Raw genomic sequence first — 14,400 nt, 5'->3', positions numbered from 1 at the left:
ATGCGACTATATGCAGAAAATCATCATAAGATATAATTAAAGGTATTGCAAAATATAAAGTAAATAAAGAAATGAGTGGATATAGTTATCAAGAGTATAATTTAATAATTATTTAAAATACTTGTATGTAATATACTATATATGTATAATATGTTATTGAAAATATAAAAACCAATAAATTTTATTGGTTTTTATATTTACTAATATTATTTTTTCCTTGTCTTTTTAAATATTTTTTTCCATTCATCTCCTGAAAAGAAAGTAATTATTAAATCAACAATTTTTACTAAAGCATCTCCTATTCCCAAATGCGTACCTCCTTTATAAAATTATTTTATATTACCATTATACAACTATAATTGTTTATATATATCAGCATAGTTAACTTTAAGTTGCTCTTTAAGTTCTTTGTTATCTTCTTCAAGTCTTTTGATTTTCCTTTTTAAACTTGCAATAATTGAATCTTTATTATTATCATTCATTTCTCTTTTAACCTGTGATGGAGTAGGAACTTGAGATTGTTGATGTCTAAGAGTTTCAATCCGTTCTCTAATATCTTTATTATCATATAAAGTTTTTTTAGTAACTCCACTTTCACTTGCAACACTATTAAAATTAATAGGCTTTTGAGTTTTTATAAGGATTTGTATTGCCTTATCGACCTTCTCTTGTGTCATAGCCTTTCGTTTGCTATGCAATTCTTTTAAATGTTCTGTACGATTGTAATTGCTCAATTAATTCACCTTCTTTTTCAACTTATCTATTCTACTGTAAATCATGTTTCCTTGTGATATTTTAGAGTAAACATCTTCATATAATTTCAGTAACTCTTCATTTTCACATACCATTTCAGTTCTATTATACATTTTAGCATTTTCAATCATATTTTTAGTTGAATTTATTAGTATTTCATACTTAACGGTATCACCTTCAAATGCACCAACACATAAATCTTTACATGGTTTTCCACTATTGCAAGTTAAACAAGGTGGTTGTTTAGCATAACTACACTTACCATTAGTTCTTTGCATACAGGTACCATATGGAGTATCAAGAGCATTTAATTTGTGATTAGTATAAAGCATATCTATAATATCAGATGGTATCTCACCATCATTTTCCTCTATTAACTTATCACTTTCATTGAAACTAAATATACCTTGTTTTACTGCTTTATCAAAAGTCTTTCTTTTAGTATCATCAAGTAATTTAGCATACCTCATAGTCATTTCTGGTGAGGCGTGAGCCAGTAATTCTTGAACAGTAAGTATGTCAGCACCACCATTAAGAAGTTTTATTGCATAAGTATGCCTAAAAGCATGGTTTTTAAAATGATATCTCTTTCCAAGTTCATCAGTTATATTATAATCTATTGCTAACAAATTAAGTTTATTTCGAATCCACTCTTGACCATATGGCTTACCTTTTCGAGAACCTTTATATCTAACAAATATATAATTTTCTGGGTTATTATCTTGATTACTATATTGCTTAGAACTATCAATTAAAATCGCTAACATATTAGCAAGTTCATCATCAATGGGTATTCTGTGACCTTCTACATAAACTTTTTCTATATCTGTAGTTATCCAATACTTATTATTCAATTTAACTAAACAATCATGAGTTAATTCTAAAGCATCCGATACTCTAAGTCCTGTTTTGAACATCACATAAACAACTGGAATAATATCTTTATGAAGATTATTTATATTATCAAATAATTGCTCTAATACGAAGTCTGGAACATAATCAATTTGGTCATTAGATTTTTTGGGGACTTTAGGTTTATCTTCTGGAAGTATCAAAACTCTAACATTTTTTATAGGAGCAATGTCATATTCTCTAAGTTGAATATCTGATAAAAACTTTTGAATACACTCCAATGACCTTGCTATATATAACTTAGAATTAGAATCTTTTCGTGTTAAATTCTCTTTAGCATATATATTCAACCACTCTATATACTTTAATATATGTTGCCTTTCTAAGCTTTTTAAATCATTCCATAAAGGCTCTGCTTCATTTATATAATTTAAAAATGGAGGAATAAATTTCAAATAATTCATTGCCGTATTCCAAGAAAATTTATTGTTAGAAATTAGTCTTTGTTTTATATATTTTTTTACTTCTTCTCTTATTTTAAGATTATTTATTTTTTCAAAACTTAGATAATGGTGTTGAGAAGACTTACTATAAGTTATTCCATACTGCTCTAAATTTCTAACATCCCATATATCTTTTTCCCATTCTTCTCTTTCATCTGTTAATTGGTTAAACGAACTTATTGTATTTCCTAAAAAGTTAACAGAAGGGGTTTTACAAAAATAATCTTTTTCACTTAATTTTGTAAATCCATTATTTTTTGTTATAGTGGCTATATTATTACTACTTAACCAATCTATCCATTGAATATTTGCTTTTTCTAAATCTAATTCTTTAAATGAGTTTATATTAGGATATTTTTCATTGATAAACTTTGATAATCGTCTAATAAATTGCATTTGACTCATTAAAATTGCTTGCAATCCCCATTCATCAGAAAATAATTTATTATATACTATAAACTTCATTTCTTTATTTATATTTTCATTGTGAAATGGAAAGGATATATTCTTATTAGAAAATTTGTAGTTTTGAACTTGTTCTTTAAATTGTTCTATCTCACCTAAAAAGTCTATATGCCATTTATCATTGTCTAAAAAATAAGGTGTTAGTACTTCTGTATAAGTTACTGATTTATCTTCATTTATTGTTTTTTCAATATATTTAGATAAACTTTTAGTTATTTTGTCATTAGAATTATTTACTGTATCATGTCTAAAAATACTTGTTATATTATTTGTCATTAGTACCTCCCTTAATTATCTTAAATGATGATTGTGCTATCTCCCAATTAGACCTTATATCTTCGTCAGAAGGGTGTAGATACATATTAATAGTAGTTTGTATTTGTGAGTGTCCCAATCTCTCTTGTACCTGCTTTATATCCTTTGTAGTCTGATAATAAATAGTAGCGTGAGTATGTCTTAAAAGGTGAGCATGAACATCTATTCCAGTTTTCTTTTTAATCCTTTTAAATAAATCACTAACATCTTGATATTCTAAAGGCTGTCCTTTATTTTTACCTTTTAATTTTACGAAAACAAAATTCGTATCTATCTCTAATTCATCTAAAATATCATAAGCATAGTCATCAAATAAATCTATCAACTCTTGAGATATATGTATTTCTCTTTCGCCTGTTTTTAGCATTGCTCCATTAGAAAGTTCCCCTCTATCAGCTAATTTGATTCTGTGTCCTCTATTATGGTCAAATACAATATCTTCAATGAATAAAGACAAGGCTTCGCCTATTCTAAGACCTGTTTCATACAATAATTTAATTAAAAATTCATCTCTTACATTAGTAGTAGCATCATATACCTTTTGCATTTCTTCTTTAGTCAGAATTTTAACTTTACGTCTTGGTTCTTTTATTTTTAATATGTTCTTGCTTGATGACTTATCTTTATTTACATGGTGTAAAAAGTCTTTGTAATGCTTGTGTCCTCCTGTAAATACTTGCTTTATAAGTTTCTCCACCATATCATTATTGATTTCTTCTGTTCTATATAAATAGTCGTAGAAATTTGTTACAACTGTGATAGTTAAATTGACTGTTTTTTCTGTTCTCTTAGCCTTAGTAGGTTTAAGAGTAACAACTTTATTGTTTTCATATGGATTTCTAAGCCATCCTACAAAATTAGATAATATGTTGATATTAATATTTCTATAATCTACATTTATTTCTTCAAGGTATTCAAAGTATAGTTTTAAAGAATAAGCATAGGTCTTTTGAGTATTAAAACTCTTTTCGCTATTATCTAAATATTTCAAATATCTTGCTACTGGTATTAAAGGTAATCCCTTATCCTCAATCAATAAATACCTTCTTTGGTTATTATCTAATTTTACTTCTTGTACTTTCATCTTTGGTTCACCTTCTTCTTGCTTAGTTTGTTCTATCTATCTCATATTTATACTAAACATAATATACTATTTATACTAACTACATTTAGTAATTAACTTATATAAAAAAAGATATGAGATTTAGTAATATTTTATACTAACTATCCCATATCTATAATACTATATTTAAATAAATTTATTCACTCATTTTTATTATTTTCATAAATTAAATATAAAAATAGGTTTAGATTAGGAGGATAAGTTATGAAGTGTTGTTCATATAAGACAGGTGTTATAGTAGAAATAGTAGAAAGTTCAAACGAAAAATTTAAATATATAACAATAGCAAAAAATCCAAAAGATATTTATACTTTTACTAGGTTAGTATATAGTGATGAAACATTAATAGTAGACTGTGAATATAGTGAAATCTCAATAGATGATTTAAATGTAGGAGATATAATCGTTGCATATCATTCAAATATTATGACGATGAGTATTCCACCTCAAACTTCAGTTTATATAATAGAGTTAAAGTAATTAGTAAAAAACTAAATATGCTCTTCTAAAAGCTGTTGAGACATTAATGGCTTTTTAAAGGGTGATTTATCTCGATTTGGAGCAAATGAAGTTTCTATGGAATTTGATATAAATCAAAGTTTAACTAATGAGATAATTAGAACGGCTACTAGTAAAGGAATTTTGGTAGCTCCTTTAGATAAAAAGACATATGAAAACTATGGAGTAAAATTAGAGTTAGACCATGGAGCAATAATACCACTATATTATATTGCAAAGGATAAAAAATATAAATTAGTACATATAACCTATGGGATTTTACCAAAACTAAAACTTTACAAATTTGAAGTAACAATAAGTGAAAGTGGAATTTGTATTCCTAGAAAAGCTATAAGAGATGAAAGTGGAGAAACTATACTAGTTAACTACAACTATGAAGCCATAACATCAATTGCAGTTGATCCAATAGAAAAAAAGCCATTATACAATTTTTATCCAGGAAATAACATACTATCGGTGGGAACTTTTGGATGTAATTTTAAATGTTCATTTTGTCAAAATTATAATATTTCACAGCAAGAAGTTGACTATAAAAGGGTAATCAGTGAAGAACTTGTTGATGCGATAATCAGTGTACCAAACAATATAAGAGTTGCATTTACCTACAATGAACCATTTATATGGTATGAATATATACTAGAAACTGCAAAACTGCTAAAAGAAAAGAACAAGGACAAAAAAGTTGTTTTAGTAATCAATGGATATGTAAATAAAGAACCTTTAGAAAATATAATTCCATATATAGATGCAATGAATATTGACTTAAAAGGCAATGAAAAGTACTATAAATCTTTATGCAAGGCTACCCTAGAACCAGTACTTAAAACCATAGAAATAGTTTATCAAAAAGGCATTCATATAGAAGTAACAACTTTACTTGTAAGTGATGAAAATACAGATGAAGAAAGTATAATAGCTATTAGAGATTATTTAAGTGATTTGGATACAAATATTCCTCTTCATATAAAAATTTTGTTTTATTTTTGAAATTAGGATTGGTTATAAAATTTAGATAAATTATAAAAATTTTGTATATGAAAAAAGTGTTGACATTTAACACTTTTTTTATTTTTTAAAAAAATTATATAAAGGATTCTGTATACATTTAACGTGTACTTAACAAACTATTTATTTATAATGTATACAATATTAGTAGGGGTAAATTTTATAAGAGGAGATGGATTATGAATTTATTAGATAACCATGTTCATACAAGTTTTTCTAGTGATGGAAAAGATACTATGGAATCTATAATAAAAAGAAGTGTAGAAATAGGTGTAAGCCACCTAACATTTACAGATCATTTAGAATATAAAAAAGGAAAAATTAGTATTGATTGTAAAAAATATTGCGAGAAAATTGAGGGGTATAAAGAAAAATATAATAATGATATAGAACTATTAACGGGAATAGAAGTTGGATTTCAAAAACACGCTCAAAAAGAGCTTGAGAATATAATCGCTACAACACCTTTCGATTTTGTATTGTGTTCTACACACGCTGTTGATAAAGTTAGCGTATCAAGACCACAATACTATAGAGGGTATAGTAAAAAAGAAGCCTATCAAAAATACTTTGAAAGCATCATAGAGGCTACAAAACTTTTTAAAAACTTCGATTCATATGGTCATCTAGACTATATAATAAGATATGCTATATACGAAGATAATAAGTTAGCATATAGTGACTACAAAAACGTTATAGATGAAGTTTTGAAAAATATTATATCATCAGGAAAAGGAATAGAGCTAAATACTTCAGGATATCGATATGGGTTGGATAGTATACACCCAAACGTGGATATAGTAAAAAGATACAAAGAGTTAGGTGGAGAAATAATTACCGTAGGTTCGGATTCGCATAGGGCTATAGATGTGTGTAAGGATTTTGATAAAGCATATGATATGTTAAGTTACTTAGGATTTAAGTATGTATGCTTGTTTAAAAATAGAGCACCAATATTCTTACCTTTAGACAAAGAGAGAGAAAGTTCTATAGCATAAAAATTATAAGCTTCAAGTCGAATCGGTCGAACAAATCGAATAATATCGTGTAAATAAAAATAACCTATACAGGAATGATTAAATAATTATTCTGTATAGGTTATTTTATATTTAAATTAACTTATTTTTTCATATATTCAGTTCCATTTATAACAAGTGAAGATGCTATATTATTTTTTAATAATATATCAAAGTATAATTCTCCTTTAGAAGGCACTTCTACGCTTCCTTGAGCATATATAGATGTTCCATTTCTATGCATAGTCTTTGTACTAACCTCGCTGTTTGAACTTAACTTCAAGGCATTCTGAACCTGTAAAGATACTATTTTAGAAGTGTTTTTAAATTCTGCTGGAGTTAATACTCTTTTTGAAGTAGTAGAGTTTGAAAGTGTATGTTTAGAATTCAAACCATTATCATTAAGCTTTGATTCTCTATTAATAAAGGACATAAGAGAAAGAGCAAATGCTATTATAGCAACTATTAAAAGAGGTTTATTGTGTTTAACAAATTTAGCTCCATTTTTCTTTTTCTTTCTATATTTAGGGTAAGGTATAACCTTATTGGTAGACAGAGTCTTATTTTTAGTATTAATCTTATAATATTTTGAAACCTTTTTTTCTTCGCCCCTTTGTTTAAATGGAATAGTTTTATTAGCTGTTGTTTTCACTTAACTTCCCCCTTTTACATTAATACACCTTTCTTTTAGATAATATTAATACTATATATTAAAATATACAATAGAAGGTAACTGACAAGATAATACATAATTATATAAAATTAGACTATACTCCAATCCTTAAATGGTAAAAAAAGTAATTTATTGATGAAAAACATCTAAAAAACAGTAAACGCGGAGCTAAATTAAAAAAATTTAACAATATTAAAAATCTGTGTAATTCTTAAAGGTATAAGTCTCTTTCTCCTTTAGATAAAGCAACCATATTATTAGATACAATATCTTTAATATCTACTCTTTCTATTTTTGCTATTTCTTTAGCTATTAATTCATCCCCCATAGCTATTAACTCTTCATCACCATAATCTAATAAAAATTCTTTCAAAGTAGTAAGAGCATTTGGAGTGCAAACGTTGTGTATTTGACCACTCTTAGCTAAACTCATAAATCTATCTCCAGTTCTTCCCATTCTGTAGCAAGCAGTGCAGTAACTAGGAATATAACCATCACTTATAAGTTCTTTTAGTATTTGTATAGGTGTTCTATGATCTTCTAATTTAAATTGGTCAACATTTCTACCTTCTTCTTCTTCTTTGTATCCTCCAACACCAGTATTAGAACCAGCACTAACTTGAGAAACACCATACTTTAATAGTTCTCTTCTCATTTCTCCACTTTCTCTAGTTGACATTATTATTCCAGTAAAAGGTACTGCTAATCTAGTGATTGCAACTATTTTTTTAAACATAAAATCGTCTACTAAATGTGGGTAATCTTCTAATGTCATACCTTCTGCAGGTTTTAATCTAGGGAAGGAAATAGTATGAAATCCAACTCCAAAATTTTCTTCAAGATGAGCATTATGCATCATAAGACCTAGCACTTCAAATTTAGGGTTAGCTAATCCAAATAATACTCCAGCCCCAACATCATCCACTCCAGCTTCCATAGCTCTATCAAAAGCCGTCAAGTGGTAGTAGTAGTCATTCTTTATAGAATTACCATGTTGTCTTATATAAGTTGGTTTGTGATAAGTTTCTTGGAATAATATATAAGTACCTATTCCTTTTTCTTTTAATTTTTTATAATTCTCAACAGTAGTAGCAGCAATATTAACATTAGCTCTTCTTATACTTCCGTTGTCATTAGATGTAGAGTAAATAGCATCAAGACACTCTAGTATATAATCTATAGAACAGTTATGAGGATCTTCTCCTGCTTCTAAAGCAAGTCTTTTATGACCCATTTTTTCTAGTATTTTAACTTCTTTTCTTACTTCATCCATAGTTAATTTTTTACGGTTAAATTTGTTAGAACATTTATAACCACAGTAAGCACATTCGTTTACACAATAGTTTGAAACATATAAAGGTGCAAATAAAACAACTCTATTTCCGTAGATTTCGTTTTTGATTTCACCAGCAATTTTAAATAATCTATCTAATTGAGACTTATCTTCCATTTCAAGAAGTATAGCAATATCTTTATAGTCAAGTTTCTCTCTTTTGTTAGCTTTATCAAGTACATCATTAATATCTTTCGTAGTAGCAAACTTTGCTTCCTTTAATAATTGATTTATAAGTTCATGATTTATAAACATTTTATATTCCTCCAATTTATATTATCACCACGAGAGTAATCTATTTTAAGACCAATACTGTTTACAGTTTTTTCTAAACTATTATGGTATTCACAAGCTTCTTCCCCTGTAGATAGCTTGTTATCATAAAGAGAGTATTTATTTCTTAGTTCCATAGGTGAAAGGTTAGGCATAATTACATTACATCCAGCCATTAGACCAGCATTTCTTCCATTAGAATCAATAGAGGCTAGAGCTGTAGTAGCAGGAAGTAAGCAATCAGGCAATAAAAGTCTAGTAAGGGCTAATATTAAAAGAGTTTTATCAAGTCTACCACTAGGGTAATCTTTAAAAGGAGTATCTTGGTGAGGTATAAAAGGTCCTATACCTACCATATGTGGATTTAACTCTTTTAGATAAAGTAAATCTTCAACTAGATTAGTATCCTCCTGGTAAGGAGAATCCACCATAAGTCCAGCACCTACTTGATAGCCAATACTTTTTAAATTATTTAGGCACTCTTTTCTATTTTCAATTGTTAAATTTGAGGGGTGAAGTTTATTATAATGATTAGCATTAGAAGTTTCATGTCTAAGTAAATATCTATCAGCTCCACTTTCAAAAAGATTTTTATAAGATTCAAAGTCTTTTTCTCCAATGGATAAAGTTATAGCACAATCAGGATAAAGTTGTTTTATAGAGGAAATAATCTCGCACATTTTATCCTCAGTGAAATATGGATCTTCACCACTTTGTATAACGAATGTTCGATATCCAATTTTGTAGCCTATTTCACAACAGCTTAAAACATCTTCTTTACTCAATCTGTATCTTTCAACGTTTTTATTAGAACATCTTATACCACAATAGTAACAGTCGTTTTTACAGTAATTACTAAGTTCTATAAGTCCTCTTAGAAAAACCTTGTTTTCATAATGAGCGTTTCTAGTTAAGCAAGCTTTCTCGTAGAGATAAGCTCTATTTTGGGCACTATTATCAGGAGTATTATCAATATTTTTTATTATATAAAGTAGTTCATCCTGATATAGAGAGTTTGTGTGATAGAGTTTTTTTATTAAAGATTTTATATCCATATTATTCAACCGTTTGTAGCAATTTTTCAGATTCAAGTATTTTAAGTGGATCCAAAGTTCTATCTAAAATACCATTTAAGTAAGCTATTAGTATACCGTAATTTACAATTGGTATATTAAGCTCCTTAGCTTTTTCAATTCTAGCCATCATTGCAGCTCTATTCATCATACAGGCACCACAGTGAACTATTAAGGCATATTGTTCTAAATTTTTCCCCATAGTTATTCCAGAGGTAAAATCAAAAGTAAGTTTTTTACCAGTTTTTTCAGTAATCCATTTAGGAATTTTAAAAGTACCTATATCATCATCCTGTCTATGGTGAGTACAACCTTCAGCAACAAGAATTTTATCTCCATCTTTTAAATTATTTATAGCATAGGCTCCTTTAACTAATTCATTAAGGTCACCCTTTTGTCTTGCAAATAGTATAGAAAATGATGTAAGTAGAATATCGTCAGGTGTGTCTTCTTTAACTTTATAAAAGGCTTGAGAGTCGGTAATAACCAATTTTGGTTTTTTGTTAAGATTAGCAATAGTTTCTTTTAAACTGTCTTCTTTTGTAATAACAGCTATAGCACCGTGGTCTAGAATATCTCTAGTCACTTGTTGTTGAGGTAAAATTAATCTTCCTTTTGGAGCAGCTTTATCTATTGGGATTACTAAAACTATAATATCCTCAGCGTTTATTAAATCGCCTAATAATTTAAAATCACCAGCATCTTCAGGAAGTGTATTTATTATTTCTTGCTTTAAATTTTCGATACCTATTTTATTAGTTGCAGAAACACAAGCCACTGGACACTTAGCTAACTTTTTAGTTTCACCAAGAACTTCAGCTTGATTTTCAACGGTATCTATTTTATTTAATACTAAAACATGAGGTATTTTTTTTACTTTAAATTTTTCTATTAAAGATAAATCTTCTTCACTTAATCCAATACTACTATCTACTATAAGTAGGGCAATGTCTGTTTTGCTTAAAACATCTAAGCTTTTATTTATTCTAAGTTCACCCAAGGACCCAACATCATCAAGTCCAGCTGTATCAATAAGTACACAAGGTCCTATAGGTAGTATCTCCATCGGTCTGAATACTGGGTCAGTAGTAGTACCAGCAACCTCTGAAACTATAGCAGCATCTTGATTCGTTATTGCATTTATTACACTAGATTTACCTGCATTTCTTTTACCGAAGAGACCTATATGCACTCTAACGGATTGGGGTGTGGAATTAAGACTCATTGCTATTCCCCTCCTATAAATTCTTTTTTTGATATACTAGTTTTTACTAATACATTTGGTATATTTCCTAGTTTTCCTGTTAAACTATTTATAGAGTCCATATCTCCAACAACTGCTAGACATATAATTGATACGCCTTCGCTATCACAAGGTATCCCCATTCTTCCTTTAACCAATCCCTTGAAACTGGAAACAACCTCGTTGAATTTTTGTTGACACTTATCAGGTTCTTCTAAAATAGCACTTATAACAGCAATTTTTTTCATTAAATCCCTCCGAAGTTTATAGATTCCCCATATAGCTAAGAATATAAAAAAACTTTCCTCCTAAAGAAATCTTTAAAAGAAAAGTTAGTAAATGCATAACAAAAAATTACGTTAAGCTATAACTAATTTCCTTACAGATTAGAGTATTCTTTTCTGGTAGGGTTAGTCTATAAAATTTAATAATCAACAATTAACTAAAGAAATATAAATTAATATATAACTAAAGAAAACTGAAGTTAGTTATATTGTAGTAAGAACAATCCATTAAATCTACAATAAAATTAATTTTATATATAAAAACATATTTGAAGTAGCTATACATATACAAAATGCTCATATAGGTATTACATAAAATGTAATTTTTAATAAAAAAAAGAAGAAAATTTTCTTTTTATGTTGAAAACGAACAACCGTTTGAGTTATAATTAAAAATACAGGAACGAGTGTTTTGAAAAGTAAAAATAAAAAATTGCAAATTAGTAATAAATAAAATAAATTAGTAATAAATTAGATAAATAGTAAATATAATAGGGTATAAAAAAATTTAAGAGGAGTGGTAGCAAATGATAATCATGCAAAGAAATATACAAGATATTACTTTAGCGAATTTAAAAAATGGGGAAGTAACTTTAATAGAGCTAGATGAAATATATAAAAGAACAGGATTCATATTTGTTGCAAATCAAGGAAAATTTACAAGAATAAAAAAAGAAATAAAACACTAATATATAATAAATAGTTTTTTAAATAGATAATTCAAAGGAAACCGAGCTTAGAAGTAAAATTTTACACTGAGCTAGGTTTATTTTATATTAAAAATTATAGAATTGAATAGAATATATAGGAGGAATTAGTTTGAAAGTAGTAACTTATAATATCCATAAGGGTATGGATATTAATAATAAATTTACTTTAAATAAAGTAGGAGATTATTTAAAAACATTAGACTGTGATATTATTTGTTTACAAGAAGTATTGTACCCCCAATTTATAGCCTTAAAGAAAATTTTAAAATATAATGGTGTATTTGCTACTAATGTAAATAAACCAGTAATGAAGTATGGTATATGTATTATATGTAAAAATGGCATATGCAATTACGAACATATTTTTCTGACTAGTAAAAATGAACAAAGAGGATTTTTGTTTGCGAACGTATTTTCTCAATATGAGAAAATTAATATTATAAATACTCATTTAGGATTAGATAGATATGAAAGATACAATCAAATAAGTGAAATACTAGATTATACAGAAAATTTAGTAGATAAAACAATAGTATGTGGAGATTTTAATGAAAAAAATATAAATATAGATGAATTTAATGATGCAGCAGTAGTTACTAATAATTGCAATATATGTACTTTTGAAAAAAGTAACTCAAGAATTGATTATATATTTATAGATAAGACTATTAACATAAAAAAATATTCAGTAAATAAAGTAAATTTGTCAGATCATTATCCAGTTATTGTAGAAATACAATAAAAAGATAAAAATGTGTAACAATATAGTTACATATACACCTTAAACCTTGTTTAATTAAAAATATTAAAATATAATTTAAACATGAGTGAAAAATGAGGTGGGGTAATGAGTAAAAAAAGATCAAAAAAAACTGAAACAAAAAAGCAAAAAAAAAGGAATATTGTTATTTTTACGATGATTGTACTTTTTATGGGTGGATTTACTATAGACCATTTTAATCAAACCTATATATACAGTAATACTATAGCTAATAATATATTTATTGAAGGTATAGATGTATCAGAGTTAACTAAAGAAAAAGCAGTTCAGCTACTTTCAGAGAAAAATACTCCTAAAGATATAACATTAAAATATGAAGGTAATACATATAAGGTACCGCCAAATGAAATTGATTTAAAATATAATATACAAGAATCAGTAAATGAGGCTTATAATTACACGAAAACAGAATCGTATTTTGATAATGTAAAAAGATATTTTGATTTAAAAGAGAATAAGCATGAATTGGAGCTAACTCCATCTTATGACGAAACTAAATTAAGCGAAGCTATACAAAAAATTTCAGACAGTATAAAGGTAGAAACTGCAAATGCTAAAGTATGGATTTCTGATACGGGTAGTATTAGCTTTTCACCATCAACTACAGGTAAAGAATTAGATATAGTAAAAACTAAAGAAGCTATATATGATACGATTAAAAGCAAAAAGTATGAAGAAATACAATTAAAAGTTAATCTTAAAGAGCCGAAAGTAAGTACAGAAAATGCTAAAAGTGTAAATACATTATTAGGAGAGTACAAAACGACTTTTTCAACGAAAGATCCAAATAGAGTTGAAAATATAAGATTGTCATCAAAAAGAACAAGTAATATACTTTTAATGCCAGGAGAAGAATTCTCATACAATGATTTAATCTTAGCAACAACAAAATCTAATGGGTATAAGAATGCACCTGTCATTTTAAATGGTGTTTTAGTAGAAGGTTTAGGTGGTGGAGTTTGCCAAGTTTCTAGTACTTTATTCAACGCAGTACTTTATTCAGGATTAGACATAACATCAAGAAGTAATCACTCATTAAAATCAAGTTATGTACCTGTTGGAAGAGATGCTATGGTTAATGACTCTGGAACCAATTTTAGATTTAAAAATCCATATTCAAATCCAATATATGTTAAAACAACAGTAGGGAATGGAGTATTAATATCTAAAATTTATGGAAGCTCATCAGATAAGAAAAATATATCTATTAAAGTTGATGAATTTACTCAAAATGGATTAGAAGCAGCAAAAACGTATATACAATATAAAGATGATAATGGAAATTTATTAAGTACAAAATATGTTGCAAAAAGTGTTTATAAAAAACCAAAGAAATAATAATATGCTTAATTGCAATATCAAATTGAACTATTTTTTAAAATATGAAAAATAATCTAAATATTAGGCTGCATATATAGAATCTAATTGTTCTTCAAATAGTTTCTCAGGCGTATTGTAGCCTAATATTTTTCTTGGTAA

General features: G+C 27.3%; 14 protein-coding genes. 6 read left to right on the top strand and 8 right to left on the bottom strand.

All coding sequences use genetic code 11. From position 1 onward, the window contains the following. Window positions 1-353: 353 nt before the first annotated feature. The 3 genes from ACRC03_RS13935 to ACRC03_RS13925 are packed head-to-tail and all read right to left on the bottom strand — an operon-like array spanning window position 354 to window position 3,972. On the bottom strand, window positions 354-734 hold the full coding sequence (locus tag ACRC03_RS13935; protein WP_438653189.1) for a DUF6262 family protein: 381 nt from the start codon (window positions 732-734) through the stop codon (window positions 354-356). Then, window positions 735-2,849 (bottom strand): tyrosine-type recombinase/integrase, encoded by a 2,115-nt coding sequence (locus ACRC03_RS13930; RefSeq protein WP_438653188.1) that lies wholly within the window; start codon window positions 2,847-2,849, stop codon window positions 735-737. Then, on the bottom strand, window positions 2,839-3,972 hold the full coding sequence (locus ACRC03_RS13925; RefSeq protein WP_438653187.1) for a tyrosine-type recombinase/integrase: 1,134 nt from the start codon (window positions 3,970-3,972) through the stop codon (window positions 2,839-2,841). The genes ACRC03_RS13930 and ACRC03_RS13925 overlap by 11 nt, the downstream gene beginning before the upstream one ends. Window positions 3,973-4,215: 243 nt before the next feature. Here ACRC03_RS13925 and ACRC03_RS13920 point away from each other — a divergent pair, with 243 nt between their 5' ends. From ACRC03_RS13920 to ACRC03_RS13910, 3 genes are all read left to right on the top strand, one after another. After that, window positions 4,216-4,491: a hypothetical protein gene (locus tag ACRC03_RS13920; RefSeq protein WP_438653186.1), complete on the top strand. Its 276-nt coding sequence runs from the start codon at window positions 4,216-4,218 to the stop codon at window positions 4,489-4,491. A 42-nt stretch (window positions 4,492-4,533) separates the two neighbouring features. Next, the gene (locus tag ACRC03_RS13915) at window positions 4,534-5,517 is read left to right on the top strand and encodes a radical SAM protein (RefSeq protein ID WP_438653190.1); all 984 of its coding nucleotides are present in this window, start codon (window positions 4,534-4,536) and stop codon (window positions 5,515-5,517) included. A gap of 197 nt (window positions 5,518-5,714) precedes the next feature. Continuing rightward, complete coding sequence (locus tag ACRC03_RS13910) at window positions 5,715-6,533, top strand: histidinol-phosphatase HisJ family protein (protein WP_438653185.1); 819 nt, start codon at window positions 5,715-5,717, stop codon at window positions 6,531-6,533. Between the two features lie 121 nt (window positions 6,534-6,654). Here ACRC03_RS13910 and ACRC03_RS13905 read toward each other — a convergent pair whose 3' ends face one another. The 5 genes from ACRC03_RS13905 to ACRC03_RS13885 form a co-directional block, all read right to left on the bottom strand. Beyond that, window positions 6,655-7,203, bottom strand: a complete 549-nt coding sequence (locus ACRC03_RS13905; RefSeq protein WP_438653184.1) for a hypothetical protein — start codon at window positions 7,201-7,203, stop codon at window positions 6,655-6,657. A 232-nt stretch (window positions 7,204-7,435) separates the two neighbouring features. Continuing rightward, window positions 7,436-8,812 carry a [FeFe] hydrogenase H-cluster radical SAM maturase HydG gene (gene hydG / locus ACRC03_RS13900; RefSeq protein ID WP_438653183.1) on the bottom strand — a complete coding sequence of 459 codons (1,377 nt, stop codon included), beginning with the start codon at window positions 8,810-8,812 and terminating at the stop codon, window positions 7,436-7,438. Continuing rightward, on the bottom strand, window positions 8,803-9,885 hold the full coding sequence (gene hydE, locus ACRC03_RS13895) for a [FeFe] hydrogenase H-cluster radical SAM maturase HydE (RefSeq protein WP_438653182.1): 1,083 nt from the start codon (window positions 9,883-9,885) through the stop codon (window positions 8,803-8,805). Before hydE ends, hydG begins: the two co-directional genes overlap by 10 nt. A 1-nt stretch (window position 9,886) precedes the next feature. Continuing rightward, a complete protein-coding gene (hydF, locus tag ACRC03_RS13890) occupies window positions 9,887-11,128 on the bottom strand; it encodes a [FeFe] hydrogenase H-cluster maturation GTPase HydF (protein WP_438653181.1) in 1,242 nt (413 codons plus the stop codon). Window positions 11,129-11,130: 2 nt separating this feature from the next. After that, window positions 11,131-11,394, bottom strand: coding sequence for a TM1266 family iron-only hydrogenase system putative regulator (locus ACRC03_RS13885; RefSeq protein WP_438653180.1), 264 nt, complete (start codon window positions 11,392-11,394; stop codon window positions 11,131-11,133). 563 nt (window positions 11,395-11,957) lie between these two features. Here ACRC03_RS13885 and ACRC03_RS13880 point away from each other — a divergent pair. From ACRC03_RS13880 to ACRC03_RS13870, 3 genes are all read left to right on the top strand, one after another. Further along, the gene (locus tag ACRC03_RS13880; RefSeq protein ID WP_438653179.1) at window positions 11,958-12,119 is read left to right on the top strand and encodes a hypothetical protein; all 162 of its coding nucleotides are present in this window, start codon (window positions 11,958-11,960) and stop codon (window positions 12,117-12,119) included. 130 nt (window positions 12,120-12,249) lie between these two features. Further along, complete coding sequence (locus tag ACRC03_RS13875) at window positions 12,250-12,882, top strand: endonuclease/exonuclease/phosphatase family protein (RefSeq protein ID WP_438653178.1); 633 nt, start codon at window positions 12,250-12,252, stop codon at window positions 12,880-12,882. A gap of 105 nt (window positions 12,883-12,987) precedes the next feature. After that, window positions 12,988-14,259 (top strand): VanW family protein, encoded by a 1,272-nt coding sequence (locus tag ACRC03_RS13870; RefSeq protein ID WP_438653177.1) that lies wholly within the window; start codon window positions 12,988-12,990, stop codon window positions 14,257-14,259. The last annotated feature ends 141 nt before the right edge of the window (window positions 14,260-14,400 follow it).

It is taken from the genome of Romboutsia sp. (assembly GCF_051659545.1).
Taxonomy (GTDB): domain Bacteria; phylum Bacillota; class Clostridia; order Peptostreptococcales; family Peptostreptococcaceae; genus JBOFOR01.
This window is presented reverse-complemented; position numbering and strand designations above follow the sequence as displayed.

What these genes read in the sequence shown, in the direction of transcription:
- ACRC03_RS13880 (WP_438653179.1), top strand. Translation starts at nt 11,958, where the DNA reads ATGATAATCATGCAAAGAAATATACAAGATATTACTTTAGCGAATTTA.
- ACRC03_RS13920 (WP_438653186.1), top strand. Translation starts at nt 4,216, where the DNA reads ATGAAGTGTTGTTCATATAAGACAGGTGTTATAGTAGAAATAGTAGAA.
- ACRC03_RS13910 (WP_438653185.1), top strand. Translation starts at nt 5,715, where the DNA reads ATGAATTTATTAGATAACCATGTTCATACAAGTTTTTCTAGTGATGGA.
- ACRC03_RS13870 (WP_438653177.1), top strand. Translation starts at nt 12,988, where the DNA reads ATGAGTAAAAAAAGATCAAAAAAAACTGAAACAAAAAAGCAAAAAAAA.
- hydF (WP_438653181.1), bottom strand. Translation starts at nt 11,128, where the DNA reads ATGAGTCTTAATTCCACACCCCAATCCGTTAGAGTGCATATAGGTCTC.
- hydE (WP_438653182.1), bottom strand. Translation starts at nt 9,885, where the DNA reads ATGGATATAAAATCTTTAATAAAAAAACTCTATCACACAAACTCTCTA.
- ACRC03_RS13930 (WP_438653188.1), bottom strand. Translation starts at nt 2,849, where the DNA reads ATGACAAATAATATAACAAGTATTTTTAGACATGATACAGTAAATAAT.
- ACRC03_RS13885 (WP_438653180.1), bottom strand. Translation starts at nt 11,394, where the DNA reads ATGAAAAAAATTGCTGTTATAAGTGCTATTTTAGAAGAACCTGATAAG.
- ACRC03_RS13925 (WP_438653187.1), bottom strand. Translation starts at nt 3,972, where the DNA reads ATGAAAGTACAAGAAGTAAAATTAGATAATAACCAAAGAAGGTATTTA.
- hydG (WP_438653183.1), bottom strand. Translation starts at nt 8,812, where the DNA reads ATGTTTATAAATCATGAACTTATAAATCAATTATTAAAGGAAGCAAAG.